The organism is Paraburkholderia sp. GW821-FHT02A12 (assembly GCF_059422005.1).
In genome coordinates, this window is the sequence record NZ_JBWKWA010000002.1 from 1,685,972 (window position 1) to 1,700,646 (window position 14,675).

The window sequence follows — 14,675 nt, forward strand, 5'->3', positions numbered from 1 at the left end:
CAGCCCGCTTTCGCGTCGGACGATGTCTCAGTCCGTATCCCGTCCATTACAGACTGGCCTTCGCTTTTTCCGCATTCCTTTACCCGCAGCGCCAACAGCGTTCCTTGCGGTTCGCCTGCCATTCCTGGCGGCACGTCGGGCTGATATGATTTTCCGTGTCAAGCGGTAGTGGTTTTCAGTTCTTGCATAGGCGAATCCAGTTTCCTGAAGGCGGCGCAGCAGTAACATTCGACGGTGGATCAGGCTGATATACGCGGGTTGGGTACCGCATTACAGTGGACCGCCTCATGAGCCTGCCGCTACCTTACCGCGCAAGTCGGCCAATGGCCGTTGCGAAGTCCGAACGCGGGTTGCTCGGATGCCGGGCTGCGCCGTCTTCAGGAAACTTCTTCCGTGAAGTTGGGGGGAGGTTTGGTGCCGCCGTCATGCCTCCGGTTGGGTTGTGCGTGGAAGGGCCAGTGACATCGCAAGCCGACCGATGTCCCAGATGAAGCCAGCCAGTTCGCGGGCGATGGCAATGACTGCAATGTTCTTCTGCTTGCCGCGCGCGACGAGCTTCCGATAGCGCCGGCACAGGCGCACCTGGGCGTCCCAGGCTCGGTCGATGATGGGCTTGGGCAATCCTTCAAGACGTGCCTGGATTTCCCTGCTCAGCCGCGCGCAATGGCGGTAGCTCCACGCTGCCTCCACCAGCAGCTTCCTGGCGTAGCAGTTACCGGTCTTGGTGATGCTGCCCTGCCGGCGTTTGCCTCCTGATGAATTCTCTGACGGCGTCACACCAAGCCATGCCATCAGTTGGCGCGGGTGTCCGAAGCGCGACAGGTCACCCACCTCCGAGACCATCCCGATGGCCGTAACGAACTGGATGCCGCGCATGGCCTGCAGCCCCAGTACCACGGGATAGAATCGCCAGGTGGTGACTGCGTCACGCAGGGCGGTTTCGAGACGTTTGCACTGTGCAAGCCGGTCTTCGATGGTGCGCCGATGCTCCTCGAAGGCAAGCTGCTGCCAGGCGCTGGGAAAGGAGCAGCGTGCGAGCCAGCGCAGATGAGGCTCGCCCCAGTTGGCGGCACCGGTATAGCGAACGCCATGCGTGAGCAGAAAGGATTTGAGCCGCTGACGGGCCTGACGCAGATCTTCGCGGGCAGCGCCCCACGCGCGGGCAAGATCGCGGAATGCCTCGTCGTCGATGCCGGGTACGTGGACGGCGGTCAGGTCACCCGCGCGCAGGGAGCGGACCAGCTTGACGGCATCGCGCCGATCGGTTTTGACCCGCTCGCCGGGTTTGCGGGGAATCAGTGATGGTGCGCAGACCATGCAGTCGAAACCCTTCTGGATAAGCTGCCGGTAGAGACCGTAGCCGCACGGGCCAGCTTCGTAGACGACGCATACGTGGCGCGCCTTGGACTGCAGGCGGCGGCACAGGCGATCGATGTCAGTCCCTGTCGTACCGGTTTTGCCGAACAGCTCGACCTCGCCCGAATCAATCGCGTACGCCGCTGTGATTGAATCCTTGTGAACGTCGAGTCCAATGTAGATCGTGCTATCGTTGCTCATGCTGGCCTCCGTTGGGCAAGATCGCCGGGGCGCGGCCCAGTCCGCGCCCGTGCGGCTCTGGCAGTCATGCTAACCCGCGTTGATTCCCCAGCGGCAGGCCAGCCTCCGGCCTCACGGAAAATCATTCTGACTTACCATGTTCCACGTATGCAACACGAATAGGGTAGGTCCTGCCTATCCACCGGCGGTCTGCTTGTCCGTGTGTTTCCTGAACCAGGGGAAACATCCGACCGCGTACCATTTTGGTTCAAGCCACCAGCGCTTTGGGCTTGTTCAGGCTAACGATGTCTGTGGCAGTTCACTTATGTTGACCATACTATCCAGCCTTGCAGCTCACCCACATCAACGCTCGCAGGCGTTACCTCTCCTCACGGAGCCAGCTAGGCCAGAGGCCAGCCACGTTGTCCCGGTGGCTTCACACGTCGTCGTTGCCAACAACGCATGCACCGGTAGGCTACGGTCGACGGAACGACCGGTTTCCTGACCAGCCTTTCGGCTGGGTAAAACAATTGCATACGCGACTTCATGTCGCACTGGTCCAAGCCTGTCAGCACGTTTGGCTTGTTAGGCGTAACGGCGCGTTTCAGACGTTCACATGTGTTGGTCGTACCCATCCATCCCTTGCGCCTCTCCGCCTTCGTGCTGGCAGATTCCGCCTTGCCTCGCGGCTCGGCGTACCGGTTATCCGGCGGCTACGTTGTCCCCGAGGCTTCACACAGCACTGTTACCGGTTCTGCATGCCCGGGTAGGGAACAGCTGATGGAACAGCCGGTTTCATCAGGTCATGCCTACCCCCGTGAAACAGAGAAACATGCGACTTGCAGGTCGCACGATGAAGTCGCCTTCCCAGTGTCCGGGCAGCAGTCGGTCCTCGATTTCGGGCGGCCGCACATGAATACTGACCATGTCGGGAATCTGTCCGCGTCGGTCTGTGCCGCGTGTACGCGGCATGCGCGTGCTGTGACCATGGCGCAGGCAGGCAATGAGCTGGCGGCGCAGTTCGCCGCGCGGCTGGGCATAGATGGCCGTGTAGATGGTTTCGTGCGAAACCTGCTGGGTCGGGTCAGTCGGATACATACGCTTCAGTGTGCCCGATATCTGCTGGGGTGACCATTTCCACTCGAGCAGGGTGAGAACGATACGCCAGCCGACGCTTTGCAGGCCGAGCTTTGTGGGGCGGCGGCCCGCGCTGCGGCGTGCGGCGCTGAGCGCTTCAGCTGGTACCGATGCGTAGCCTGCGGGAGAGCTGTTTCGCGTCAGTTCACGGCTCACGGTGGCCGGCGAGCGCCCGAGTATCCGGGCCATGGCCCGGATACTCGAACCCTGCAGATGCAGGCTGGCAATGGTCAGGCGCTCTTCAGGTTGAAGTTGCCGGTACTGGGTTCTTTCGTGCATCGCAACACCTTATACGAAAACGGTGTTGCACTTCAGATTTGAGGCCGACCTCCCAAAGCCCGCTGCTAGCGCTGCCGAGCGGCTTCACACCCAAAAGATGCATGTCAAACGGTCCTTGCGCGGAATCTCTTCGGCGAGGCGGCGCCAATTGCACAATTTAAATCGAAAAAGTCGTCAAAATAGGTTCAAGATCGGACGAGGCACTCCGCCGGAGTAAAGCAATTTTGTCTCGCCAACGACAACGCAAGAAAACGGAGCAATTCATGGACGACACTCTGCACGGCACCCGCGACAAGCGGGGGAACTGGAAACCCAATTCGCTGGCGAAGCGCGCTCCCGTCTTCATCTGGCCGCCCGATCCAAAGAGGTTTTTGGTCTGGCTGTTCGGTTATCCGGGATATTTCTTACCCTGGAATGCGCTGTATCTCGCCATCGGGATCGTTACCTGGGTCTACCTGACGCCTCCCCTGGCGACGATGCGGGATTTTGGACCTTGGATATGGCTCATTCTCTTGCGGAATGCGGTGCTGACACTGCTGGTCTATGGCGGGTTCCACGCCGTGCTATACATCCAGCGTCGCCAACGGACTGACTTCAAGTACAATGCGAAGTGGCCAGAAACGCGAAATTCGAACTTCCTCTTTGGAAGCCAGAACGCCGAGAATGTGTTTTGGACGATGTGCAGTGCCGTGCCCGTGTGGACCGCATCTGAAGTATTTACTTGGTGGATGTTCGCCAATGGCTACATTCCCTACGTCGATTTCCGACAGCATCCGATCTATTTTATTGGGCTGATGTTGCTCGTGCCTGTGTGGCGTGGATTCCATTTTTATTGGGTCCACCGCGCGCTCCACATCGGACCGCTCTACCACAGCATCCACAAGGTGCATCACAACAACATCAATCCAGGTCCATGGTCTGGACTGTCGATGCATCCGATCGAGCACATTGTGTACTTTTCGGGAGTGCTAATACATTTTGTCGTGCCCTCGCATCCACTGCATGCAATGTTTCATCTCATGCACGCTGGCCTGTCGGCAGCGCAGGGCCACACCGGATTTGACCGGATCGTGATCGGAGATGAGAAATGTATCTCTACCGCGGACTATGATCACTACCTGCATCACAAATATTTTGAGGTAAATTATGGCGGACGAACCATTCCTTTCGACGAGTGGTTCGGTACGGCCCATGACGGCTCGCCCGAGGCTGACGAAATGATGTACAAGCGCATTAAAGCTAAGAAATACGTTCGCGATGTATCTTGATTAGCCTATGACGCCGGGCGGGGAGATGTTTAACACACGTAAAAGGAGTGCCGCTCCGGCGATTATCGAAGCCATTACACCAGAGACAGAGGGAAAAATACCTTGATCACCGCACGAGAGTGGGTGCCGGCTTGCGCCCGCGATGCATTAGAACCCGAAGAGGCGCTCCGTTTTGACCACGACGGACGCACTTTTGTAATTGTTCGCTCGCCGGAGGGCGACTATTTTGCTCTCGATGGAAATTGTTCTCACGAGAAGGTCCACTTAGCGGACGGTGTCGTCGATGGCCGTATCGTCGAATGCCCTAAACACTTCGGGACGTTCGATTATCGGACCGGCGAGGCGCGGGCACTTCCTGCTTGCGTGGACCTACGCAACTACGAAGTTAAGGTCGAAGGTGATTTTATCTTCATCAAGATCTGACTGGCGCCATACTGAGAGTATGTAATGGCCAAACAAAATCTGATCGTACTCCAGTCACTATGGGCGATGGAGCGACGGCATCCGGATGGCATAGAGCCTTCCGTCCAGGACGTCGTGAGCATGATAAAGGGAGGAGGTTTCGACGGTATCAGCGCGCCGTGCGTTGATCCCGTAGCGGTCGCTGAGCTGGAGAACGCATTGCACGGGACCGGACTCGCGGTCGAAGGTATGTGTTTCCCAAAAACAATAGGTGACCTAAGAACAGCGATTGAGCTAGCACAGCGACTCGGTGCTTTGCACCTAAACGTTCAGCCTAACGTGCGGTTACGCCGAGTCAAGGAATGCGTCCCGCTACTGAAAGGATGGATGAAAGCGGCGCAGGACGCCGGTATGCCGATCTATTTCGAGACACATCGCAATAGGATGACGACAGACCTCCTCTTCACCCTCGATCTAATTGATGCAGTGCCGGAGATGCGAATGTTAGCAGATCTCTCGCACGTGCTGCTCGGTCGGGAGTTCTGGTACCCGATTTCTGAAGAAGACGAGGCGCTAGTCAGAGAGGTGCTCGACCGAACGTGGGCTTTTCATGGTCGCGTAGCGTCTCGCGAGCAGATTCAGGTAGAGATCACGTTCCCACAGCACAAGATTTGGCTCGATCTTTTTATGCGCTGGTGGGAGTACGGCTTCAGAAGCTGGCGAAAGCGAGCTGATGACGACGCAGTCCTGGCGTTCACCTGCGAACTGGGTCCGCGGCCGTATGCCATCACCGATCGCGAAGGTAATGACACCACAGATCGCTGGGAGGAAGCCCTGTTGATCAAGTCGATGGTGCGCGAGCTATTTGAGCATACAGAAGGCGACATGCAGGTATCTTTAGAAGGTAGGTCAGTCACGTGAGTTTTGAACCCGCCATGGTAATCATTGGAGCCGGCGAGGCCGGCACCGCGGCCGCTGCGTCTCTGCGGGAGGGCGGATGGAACGGCTCGGTCGTACTAATTGGCAATGAAAACATGCTCCCGTATGAGCGGCCGCCTCTGTCCAAAGCAATTCTCACAGAGCAGGACGCCGCACCCAGGTTACTTGTTACGTCCGAACGGCTTGGGGCGCTAGGAATTCAATATATGCAAGGACGTACCGTTGAGTCGATAGACTCCATAAAGCACACGGTGAAACTATCAGACGGCACTTTGATAGGGTACGAACGTCTGCTGCTTGCCACCGGTGCGCGTCCCCGTGCCTTGAATGTTCCAGTTAGCACGGGAAGTACGGTGGCGACTCTACGCACGTATCTCGACGCATTGAACATCCGCCGTTTGATCGGGCGAGGCCGCGAGGTGGTGGTCATCGGGGGTGGTTTCATCGGGCTCGAGGTTGCCGCTAGTGCAACGATGAGAGGTGCATCGGTGACTGTACTCGAGGCCGCCCCACGCCTTCTAACCCGCGCGGTTCCCGCTCCCATAGCCGAACTGATTAGGCTGAAGCATGAACGTGCTGGTGTTCGAATCGAAACTAGTGCCACGGTGGAGCGTATTGAAACAAATGCGGGACGTTCAATGGTCGTACTGGCAGATGGCTCCGCCCGCGCGGCTGATCTAGTGGTTGTGGGTGTTGGTGCTGAGCCGAACGTCGAAGTCGCTAAGACGGCGCAGATAGACGTAGACAACGGTATTGTGTTAGACGAAAAGCTGACTAGTTCAGATCCGCACATTTTCGCGGCGGGAGATTGCTGCTCCTTCCGGCATCCGTTATATGGCGAGCGAATCAGGCTTGAGGCTTGGCGCAATGCACAACGCCAAGGTGCGGCGGCCGCAGCGAACATGCTTGGAGCGAGCCGCGCCTATGTTGAAGTCCCATGGTTCTGGTCGGACCAATACGACGAGACCCTTCAAGTGGCCGGTCTCGTTCGTGACAGGTACGTCCCAGTCGCTAGAAATCTTGGCACGAAAGGCCAGTTCTTTTTCTACCTGGACGCCGATGGACGGCTTGTTGCTGCATGCGGTTTTGGAACCTTGGGCGCGATCGCCAAGGAGATACGTGTCGCCCAAGGAATAATTGGCAAGCGGCTAGCTCCAGCAGCTGCGGCGCTCGAAGACCCGGCGGTAAGCCTCAAATCGTTATTAATTTAAAAATGAGTCTCTGCTTGATGAAGTGAGGCATCGACATTCAACGGGAAATCAGGACGTGCTGTATGCAGCGTGCGTCACGTGAGTAGTAAGTTGATGCGCTGAGCTGGCCGCAGACGGCGGGGTCAGCGGAAGCAGGCATGCGGTCGCGCTCACCGCGCAGGTACGCAAAAGTCGACCACTGCTTGAGTGTCCCAGCCAGTCAGTCGTCGCGCGGGCGCTGACGGCAACCGGAAGGCTCGCCGGATCGACGACGTTGCACGCGATCTCGCGACACCGATCCAGAACGCGTCCTCGTTGGGCTGGTAGCAGACGACGATGCGCACCCGGCGGCAGCGACCCTATGTCCTGTGCCGCTTATCAGTTCCACCACAGCTAGCAGGCGGGCGCGGCCCGTGGCTCCACGACCGTGTGCACGGCAAGCTGCTCGCGCCGGCCGTCGTGCAGCGCGGCCTTCCACGTCGTGACAGCGAGCTCAAGTGCCATTGTCAGAACAGGTTCCTCCACATCGGTCGGGTGAACGTCGGACGCGTGCGCATGATGCCTTTCTTCGAACAGTACTCGACACCGCTGGTATCGTACGTATCAGTTCGTCGACCCCTCGCGTATAGGATTTGATGCCTAGCTACGACGATCTGATGCCCCCTGGGCATTCACGTGGACAATCAACGCTATGAACACCGAAACAGCGCAGCCGAGCGCTAGTCGGGCCGGATTCGGAGCAAACCTGGCGCCATGAAGTACCCAAGTATCAATGTATATCGAATCATTCAGTGTCCCAAAAAAAACCTAGAAGAAAAACAGACTGGACGTCTGACTGGAGTCGGTTGGCCACAGGTTCAATAGGTCGCTCTCGCTGAGCCTCCGTGCAACAGACCGCCGCTCAACGCGTTGATCGGACTTGGCGTATCCGAGCGACGCGGTCTTGCCCATATTTTCCTAACTTTCGGACGTCCGTAGACGCTCCTAATTGATGCGTCAGAGCGAGGAATGTCGCGGAAGAAGAGCGTTAGTATGGGGAACAACGCCTCAGTCGTGGCCGCTCCTTCGGTAAAGTATGTTTATCGTTTGTGCCTGATATGGAAAGGTAGTCTGGCGCCGCCCTTGAAGGTCGGCAGATGGCCGGCTACCGATTTAATGAATAAATTGCCTTGTTAAGGAGGGATCGTGGCGCGCAAGACTATCATCTCATGTGCTGTAACAGGCAGCATTACGCGGGCGGACCAAACGCCAGCCTTGCCGATTACACCAGAGCAAATTGCAAACGAATGTATTGCAGCGGGAAAGGCAGGTGCTGCGATTGCACACATTCACGTGCGAGACCCGGAGACCGGCGCTCCGAGCATGGAACTGAAATACTATCGAGAAGTCGTGGAACGCATCCGAGCGAGTGGGTCGGAAGTGCTTATCAATTTGACGACTGGTCCCGGTGGTCGGTTTATACCGGGTGATAGTGATCCTATGGTCGCTGGACCAGGATCAACGTTGACAACTCCAGATAAACGTATCGAGCATGTGCTCGCACTGCGACCCGATATCTGCTCCCTGGATCTGAACACTATGAATTACGGGACGTCAGTCGTCGTCAATACGCCCAAGCATGTGGCCTACATGGCGGGTGCAATTCGTGAGGCAGGAGTAAAGCCCGAACTGGAGGTTTTTGATTCGGGGGACATTCACCTCGGGCGGAAGTTGATGGACGACGGTCTCATCGACGGACCGCCGCTCTTCCAGATCGCGACGGGTGTCAGCTTTGGCTTCGACAGTAAGCCTGCTACTCTCAACTACGCGGCATCGCTATTGCCTGGGGAAAGCAATTGGGGGGCCTTTGGGTTGGGACGGTTCGAATTCCCGGTCCTCGCACAAGCCTTTCTACTTGGCGGTAATGTGCGAGTTGGTCTTGAAGACAACATCTACATGAAGCGCGGAGTCTTGGCTAAGGATAACGCTCAATTGGTTGAACGGGCAGTACAGATAGTTGAGATGCTCGGTGGGCAAGTTGCGACAGCTGCTGAGGCCCGCGACCTTCTCGGGTTGCCGGTCAGATAGGGAGGCCAACGGTTCGTCCATGTCGCGCTGAAGGAGTTTTTGCTCGCAGTAGCAATCGGGAGACAGTAAGTGGCAAGAGTCGGAATTGATGCAGGACGGCGTCGAACAAATAGTGCCGGTCGGACCTCTCACGTTTTCGTTCGTTTTCAGACTACTGAACGTTGCGGACGACGCGCCCGGCATGAAGAGGCGGTCTAGACTAGCTTCTGACTCAATGAATGCGCATTCTACCGATGTGAGCATCGCTATGTTATATGGCGGTTATCAAGTAACAGAATTGAAGGAAACGCTTTGTTTAGATCTTTTAGAGCGCAATCGCCGGAGATCGCCGCGTCTGCATACGTCGATCCTGCAGCGCTTTTAATCGGCGACGTCGTCTTGGGGGATGATTCATCTATCTGGCCGCTGGTTGTCATAAGAGCAGACTTGGCTAAGGTTAGCATTGGAGCTCGCTCGAATATCCAGGATGCAAGTGTTTTACACGTTTCCCCGTCTGGCGCTCTCACGATTGGCGACGATGTGACCGTCGGGCACGCATGCATCTTGCACGCCTGCACGATAGAGGACCGTGTACTGATCGGCATGGGCAGCACGGTTTTGGATGGTGTGGTTATCGAATCTGAAGTGGTCGTGGGAGCCGGCTCTCTGGTTCCGCCTGGAAAAGTGCTTTCGTCTGGGTACTTGTATATTGGAAATCCTGTGGCTATAAAGAGACCTCTCCGCGATGATGAACGAAAAGGACTAGCTGAGACGGCTTCACGATATGTCGTAACTAAGACTTTTTATGAACAGGCGCAGAAATCAGATTCATAGCTGTGTTTGAATGCTGGATTCGTTCTAGACCGATGTGCATGCCCATGGTCACTGTAAATCGTAATGAGATAAGCATGCCACGGCGTTGATTGGCGTTATTTCACGTTTCCCAATCATTCTGCGATAGGTACCTGACATTTAGTGAGATCCGGCGCAAGTTAGCATCTTTGGCTTACGGGACCGACGACATGAAGCGTTCGGTTCTCAATGCGGACAACTATTTAAATCTATGCGCCGGCTGCGGGAGGCCTGCGCTTGGCCCGCTTGGACGGCGGCATAAAGCGAAAGTACTGGAGTGTGAGATTGAATACTAAGAGGAAGAATCCTAAAGATCTACGCAGCCATCGCTGGTATGGTGTGAACGATCTGCGCGCCTTCGGACATCGATCGCGTACCGCGCAGATGGGCTACAGCCGCGAGGAATACGCAGGGAAGCCTGTGATCGCGATTCTCAATACATGGAGCGAGATCAATCCCTGCCACGCGCATTTCAAGCAGCGAGTCGAGGAAGTGAAGCGCGGCATCTGGCAGGCCGGCGGTTTCCCGGTCGAACTGCCGGTGCAGACGCTGTCCGAGCCGTTTCAGAAGCCCACGACGATGCTCTACCGCAACTTTTTGGCGATGGAAGCGGAAGAAACGCTGCGCTCTTATCCCGCCGACGGCGTAGTGCTGATGGGCGGCTGTGACAAGACCACGCCCGCGCTGCTGATGGGTGCGATCTCGATGGACCTCCCAACTATCTTCCTGCCCGCGGGCCCGATGCTGCGAGGCAACTGGAACGGCGCGACGCTAGGCTCCGGCTCGGACACTTGGAAATACTGGGCCGATCTGCGGGCGGGAAAGATCACGGAAGATGACTGGCGGGGCGTCGAAGGCGGCATTGCGCGCTCCCCGGGCCATTGCATGACCATGGGCACGGCGTCGACGATGACGAGCGCCGCGGAAGCGCTCGGCTTCACGTTGCCGGGCTTCGCTTCGATCCCGGCGCCCGACTCGCGTCACGCGCAGATGGCCGCGAAGACGGGGATGCGCATCGTAGAGATGGTGTGGGAAGACCTGAAGCCATCCGACATCGTCACCGAAAAGTCGATCGACAATGCGGTGACGACCTGCCTCGCGCTGTCAGGCTCGACCAACGCGATCGTGCACATGATCGCGCTAGCGCGTCGCGCGGGCATTCATCTGACGCTCGATCGCTACGACGACATCTCGCGTCGCACGCCGGTGCTGGCCAACATCCGGCCGACCGGCGCCTATCTGATGGAAGACTTCTATTACGCGGGCGGCCTGCAGGCGATGCTCGCCGAACTGGGCGAACTGATCGACCGCTCGCAGCAGACGGTCAACGGCAGGACGCTCGGAGAGAACCTCGAAGGGGCGCGGATTTTCAACGACGACGTGATCCGCCGCCGGAACAATCCGCTAATGGCCGATAACGGCCTTGCGGTCCTGCGCGGCAACATCGCGCCCGACGGCGCGGTGATCAAGCCGGGCGCGGCCGAGCAGCATCTGCTAGTGCACGCGGGGCGTGCGGTCGTGTTCAAGGACTATAACGATATGACCGCTCGGATCGACGACGACTCGCTCGAGATAGATGAGACCTGTGTGATCGTGTTACAGCATGCGGGGCCGGTGGGCGCGCCGGGCATGCCCGAGTGGGGCCAGTTGCCGATTCCGAAGAAGGTGCTGCAAAAGGGTGTGCGGGACATGGTGCGCATCTCCGATGCGCGCATGAGCGGCACCAGTTACGGCGCGTGCGTGCTGCACGTGGCGCCGGAATCATTCGTCGGCGGGCCGTTTGCACTGGTGCGTGACGGCGACATAATTGAACTCGATGTGCCGCAGCGGAAGCTGAACGTGCTGGTGTCGGATGAAGAACTCGCGCGGCGGAAGGCCGAATGGGTTGCGCCGGAGCCGAAGTTCTCGCGCGGGTATGGCGCGTTGCATCAGACTCATGTGCTGCAGGCGGACAAAGGCTGCGACTTTGGATTCCTGCAACGCGAAGTCATGCCAAAGGTCGGTGAGTAATGAGATGATCGGCCCGTAAGCGACTCTTGCCGGTCATTCTAGGTCGCACGCGGGAATCGTTTCTATTATCCGGGGGAAATTTGTTTGCCTGAGCTGGTGGCATGCTCCTCGTTGGCGTGGGGCTGGCGCATCATATCGCATCCGCAAACCCCTGGCTGACACTGTTACGAACCCGCGTCATTTTGGTAGGAGAAGGGCTACCCGCGCGGGTAGCCCGGATGTTTCGAGGGGCGCATTGAACGCTGCGCCTGATGTGAGCGACGCGTTCGCCACATTGAAGTCCCGTTTGAGTAGGTGTCGGGCGTCGTCGTGTTAGAAATGACACCACAGCGCGCTCGCGAGAGCCGTGCGAGCGGCAACAATAATGATGCGTCGCGGCGGCTTGGCGGTGCCGGTGAAGCGCTCGTTGAATCCGTGGAAAATCTGACTGTCAGGTTGGAAGCGGCGGATTCAACCTGTGGATGCAACACATGAGAAGCTGCCTAACCGGTGGGAACAGCGACGCCGGATTTACTACCGAGAAGCAGAAAGCGCTGATGTGGGAACGCTGGCAGAAGGGTGAATCCCTGCAGCATATTCGCCAGCTGTTTGATCGGAACCATTGGTCCGTGCAACGGATTCTGGCCGAAACAGATGGAACCAGCTGGCGCGGCGACGTCGCTCGCGTCTGGCGGTAACTTGTACGAGCGCGAGGAGGTATCCAGAGGGATCTTTGCTGACGACTCGATCCAGTCAATAGCTGGCCGCCTTTCTCGGTCTCCCTCCACCATCTGCAGACAAACCAACTGCGGTGGTTACCCCAGCAGATCGCCGGATGGCTTAAAGCACTGACGCCGCGCACGCGTGTACCTGGACAACGAGGAATATCACGTGTCACACGAGACCATCTATCGCAGTGCCTTCATTCAAGCCCGCAGTGCCTTGAAGAAGGAATTGCTGAAACACTTCCGGCGTAGCCCGTGTGGATCAGTGAACGCCAGGCCACAACCGTGTCGCGAATCTTGAAATCCTGACGTGATCCTCATTCTTCTCTGGATGTGCTGGCGCGATCGCCGCATGGCCGAGTTAGAACCGCGCTGCCAGGGATGTTGCGGGTCGCAGACCCAGACGGCAATGTCACTCGCAACAGTAAAAATTTTGTGGCTAGCCATCTCCGTTCCACGGTCCCAAGTGAGCGACTTGTAGAGTTCATGGGGCAATTGCAGGCATGTTTGATGAGCGCATTTACGACCGTCTCACTGTCCTTTCTGGCAATCTTAAGGAGCATGACATAGCGGGTCTGGCGCTCGATGAGCGTCGCGATCTGGCTGCTACCACTGCCGCATAGAGGATCGCCTTCCCAATGTTCTCAGTTTTACCCACAAGTCCCGACCGCGATGTCTTCCGCTTGTAAACGCGCCGACAATGTTAAGGAACCTCTGCAAAACCCCGTGTGAGTCGAAACTATAAGTAGTACTATCTCATGAAGAAACGACCTCGGAACGTCACGATGACGCAACTTCATCTCGGCTTGAACCTGTCAACCAAGCGCACGCGCAAGCGCGACTTCCTCGACGAGATGAGACGCGTCGTGCCTTGGTCAAGGCTGATTGCGTTGATCGAGCCGGATTATTCAAAGGGGAAGACTGGGCGTCCGCCATTTCCGGTTGCGACGATGTTGCAGATTCACTTCATGCATGTATGGACCCGACGCGTTTTGCAAGCTTCTTTCGTGATGTAAAACGGTCTGCAAACATGTATCCGGCTTGCTTGTTGGGCTTGCCTGCATGCCCGCAGCCTTGATGAGATCCGCGCGCCCCGTCCTTGGCAGCAGTTCGGCCTTTTTTATCGGCCGGCAGAAAGTACAGGATCTTGGGACGCTGGTCTAACCGGTTTTGTCATCACAATGGGGAAGCTTCGCAAACCAGTGATGGTTATGTGGCTATGACTAAGATGAGCCCTTCATAGCTTCAGTGCCTTCATGAATCGGCCAGTGCAAGAGGTTTGTATGTCGCTTCGGTGCTCAGAAGTACCTGAATGATGCGTGCGTTCTTGTTGGCGAGCGCAACGCATGCCCTGTTATAGCCTCGACGCGCAATCAGCTCCTGCAGCCAGCGGCTTCGGGCATCGAGCTTGCCGGACACGCGGATCAGGACAGATCTCGCTCCGTGAATTAACAGCGTCCGTAGATACTTGTCTCCTCTTTTACTGATGCCGTAGAGTTGCGACTTCCCACCAGACGAGTGCTGCCTGGGTACCAGGCCAAGCCACGCCGCGAGATGACGGCCATTTCTGAAACCATCAGCGCGACCGACGGCAGCGACAATTGCCGTCGCTGTAATTGGGCCGACTCCCGGCACGGCAGCGATCTTCTGACACAGAGCCGAGCGGTTCATGAACGAGCAAATCCAGCCTTCTGCCACGGCTATTTCCTCTTCCAAAGCGCGCAAATGCTGGACAAGCGCCATGATCAGGGACTGGCAGAAGCTGGTGAGCTCCCCTTCAGTCCGTACGAGAATCTCAGGTATCGCTTTCCTGAAGGCTGCCGGAGACTGGGCTATCACGATGCCGCGCTCGCCCAGAAGACCTCTTGCCTGGTTGATAATCGCCGTTCGTTGCTGGACAAGAAGTTCGCGCACGCGATGCGCTGCCTGCATGTCCTGTTGTTCAACCGACTTCACGGCGACGAAGTTCATGGACGGCCGGGATGCCGCCTCGACGATAGCTTCAGCGTCGTTGCGATCATTCTTGTTCGTTTTAACGAAGGGCGTAACGTAGTGGGGGCTGATAAGGCGCACCTCGATGCCTGCTTCCTGGAACCGCCGCGCCCAGTGATGGGCAGAGCCACAAGCTTCCATCGCGATCGCCCGGGGACGCAAGGCCAGCACTGTTTCGATCAGGGCCGGTCGTGAAACCTTATTGCGATACACCGCCCGGCCGCGCATGTCCGCGCCATGGAGTTGAAAGACACGCTTTGCGAGGTCGATGCCGAGAATATCAATTTCCACGATGTACCTCCACACTGGTTGGCAAGAAC

General features: G+C 57.5%; 9 protein-coding genes and 4 pseudogenes. 9 read left to right on the forward strand and 4 right to left on the reverse strand.

Going from position 1 to position 14,675, the window contains the following annotated elements; genetic code table 11:
• Positions 1 to 423 precede the first annotated feature (423 nt).
• Together AC07WT_RS28980 and AC07WT_RS28985 are read right to left on the reverse strand one after the other, a co-directional pair.
• Positions 424 to 1,557 carry an IS110 family RNA-guided transposase gene (locus tag AC07WT_RS28980; RefSeq protein WP_494949587.1) on the reverse strand — a complete coding sequence of 378 codons (1,134 nt, stop codon included), beginning with the start codon at positions 1,555 to 1,557 and terminating at the stop codon, positions 424 to 426.
• 831 nt (positions 1,558 to 2,388) lie between these two features.
• Positions 2,389 to 2,952: pseudogene (locus tag AC07WT_RS28985) on the reverse strand (IS30 family transposase); the annotation flags it as partial.
• A 263-nt stretch (positions 2,953 to 3,215) separates the two neighbouring features.
• Here AC07WT_RS28985 and AC07WT_RS28990 point away from each other — a divergent pair.
• From AC07WT_RS28990 to AC07WT_RS29025, 8 genes and pseudogenes are all read left to right on the forward strand, one after another.
• A complete protein-coding gene (locus tag AC07WT_RS28990; RefSeq protein ID WP_494949588.1) occupies positions 3,216 to 4,220 on the forward strand; it encodes a sterol desaturase family protein in 1,005 nt (334 codons plus the stop codon).
• 102 nt (positions 4,221 to 4,322) lie between these two features.
• The gene (locus AC07WT_RS28995; protein WP_494949589.1) at positions 4,323 to 4,643 is read left to right on the forward strand and encodes a Rieske 2Fe-2S domain-containing protein; all 321 of its coding nucleotides are present in this window, start codon (positions 4,323 to 4,325) and stop codon (positions 4,641 to 4,643) included.
• 24 nt (positions 4,644 to 4,667) lie between these two features.
• The gene (locus AC07WT_RS29000; protein ID WP_494949590.1) at positions 4,668 to 5,543 is read left to right on the forward strand and encodes a sugar phosphate isomerase/epimerase family protein; all 876 of its coding nucleotides are present in this window, start codon (positions 4,668 to 4,670) and stop codon (positions 5,541 to 5,543) included.
• Positions 5,540 to 6,772, forward strand: coding sequence for an NAD(P)/FAD-dependent oxidoreductase (locus AC07WT_RS29005; RefSeq protein WP_494949591.1), 1,233 nt, complete (start codon positions 5,540 to 5,542; stop codon positions 6,770 to 6,772). Before AC07WT_RS29000 ends, AC07WT_RS29005 begins: the two co-directional genes overlap by 4 nt.
• A gap of 1,161 nt (positions 6,773 to 7,933) precedes the next feature.
• Entirely contained in the window at positions 7,934 to 8,818 is an 885-nt protein-coding gene (locus tag AC07WT_RS29010; protein ID WP_494951068.1) for a beta-keto acid cleavage family enzyme, read from the forward strand.
• 291 nt (positions 8,819 to 9,109) lie between these two features.
• Positions 9,110 to 9,631, forward strand: coding sequence for a gamma carbonic anhydrase family protein (locus tag AC07WT_RS29015; RefSeq protein ID WP_494949592.1), 522 nt, complete (start codon positions 9,110 to 9,112; stop codon positions 9,629 to 9,631).
• Between the two features lie 303 nt (positions 9,632 to 9,934).
• The gene (araD, locus tag AC07WT_RS29020) at positions 9,935 to 11,659 is read left to right on the forward strand and encodes an L-arabinonate dehydratase (RefSeq protein WP_494949593.1); all 1,725 of its coding nucleotides are present in this window, start codon (positions 9,935 to 9,937) and stop codon (positions 11,657 to 11,659) included.
• A gap of 478 nt (positions 11,660 to 12,137) precedes the next feature.
• Positions 12,138 to 12,616 (forward strand): annotated as a pseudogene (locus AC07WT_RS29025) (IS30 family transposase); the annotation flags it as partial.
• 106 nt (positions 12,617 to 12,722) lie between these two features.
• On the opposite strand, the pseudogene AC07WT_RS29030 reads toward AC07WT_RS29025, so the two are convergent.
• A pseudogene (locus tag AC07WT_RS29030) lies at positions 12,723 to 13,004 on the reverse strand (IS30 family transposase); the annotation flags it as partial.
• 144 nt (positions 13,005 to 13,148) lie between these two features.
• On the opposite strand from AC07WT_RS29030, the pseudogene AC07WT_RS29035 reads away from it, so the two are divergent.
• Positions 13,149 to 13,343: pseudogene (locus AC07WT_RS29035) on the forward strand (transposase); the annotation flags it as partial.
• A 274-nt stretch (positions 13,344 to 13,617) separates the two neighbouring features.
• On the opposite strand, the gene AC07WT_RS29040 reads toward AC07WT_RS29035, so the two are convergent.
• Positions 13,618 to 14,646: an IS110 family RNA-guided transposase gene (locus AC07WT_RS29040; RefSeq protein WP_494949594.1), complete on the reverse strand. Its 1,029-nt coding sequence runs from the start codon at positions 14,644 to 14,646 to the stop codon at positions 13,618 to 13,620.
• Positions 14,647 to 14,675 lie beyond the last annotated feature (29 nt).

What these genes read in the sequence shown, in the direction of transcription:
- AC07WT_RS28990 (WP_494949588.1), top strand. Translation starts at nt 3,216, where the DNA reads ATGGACGACACTCTGCACGGCACCCGCGACAAGCGGGGGAACTGGAAA.
- AC07WT_RS28980 (WP_494949587.1), bottom strand. Translation starts at nt 1,557, where the DNA reads ATGAGCAACGATAGCACGATCTACATTGGACTCGACGTTCACAAGGAT.
- AC07WT_RS29000 (WP_494949590.1), top strand. Translation starts at nt 4,668, where the DNA reads ATGGCCAAACAAAATCTGATCGTACTCCAGTCACTATGGGCGATGGAG.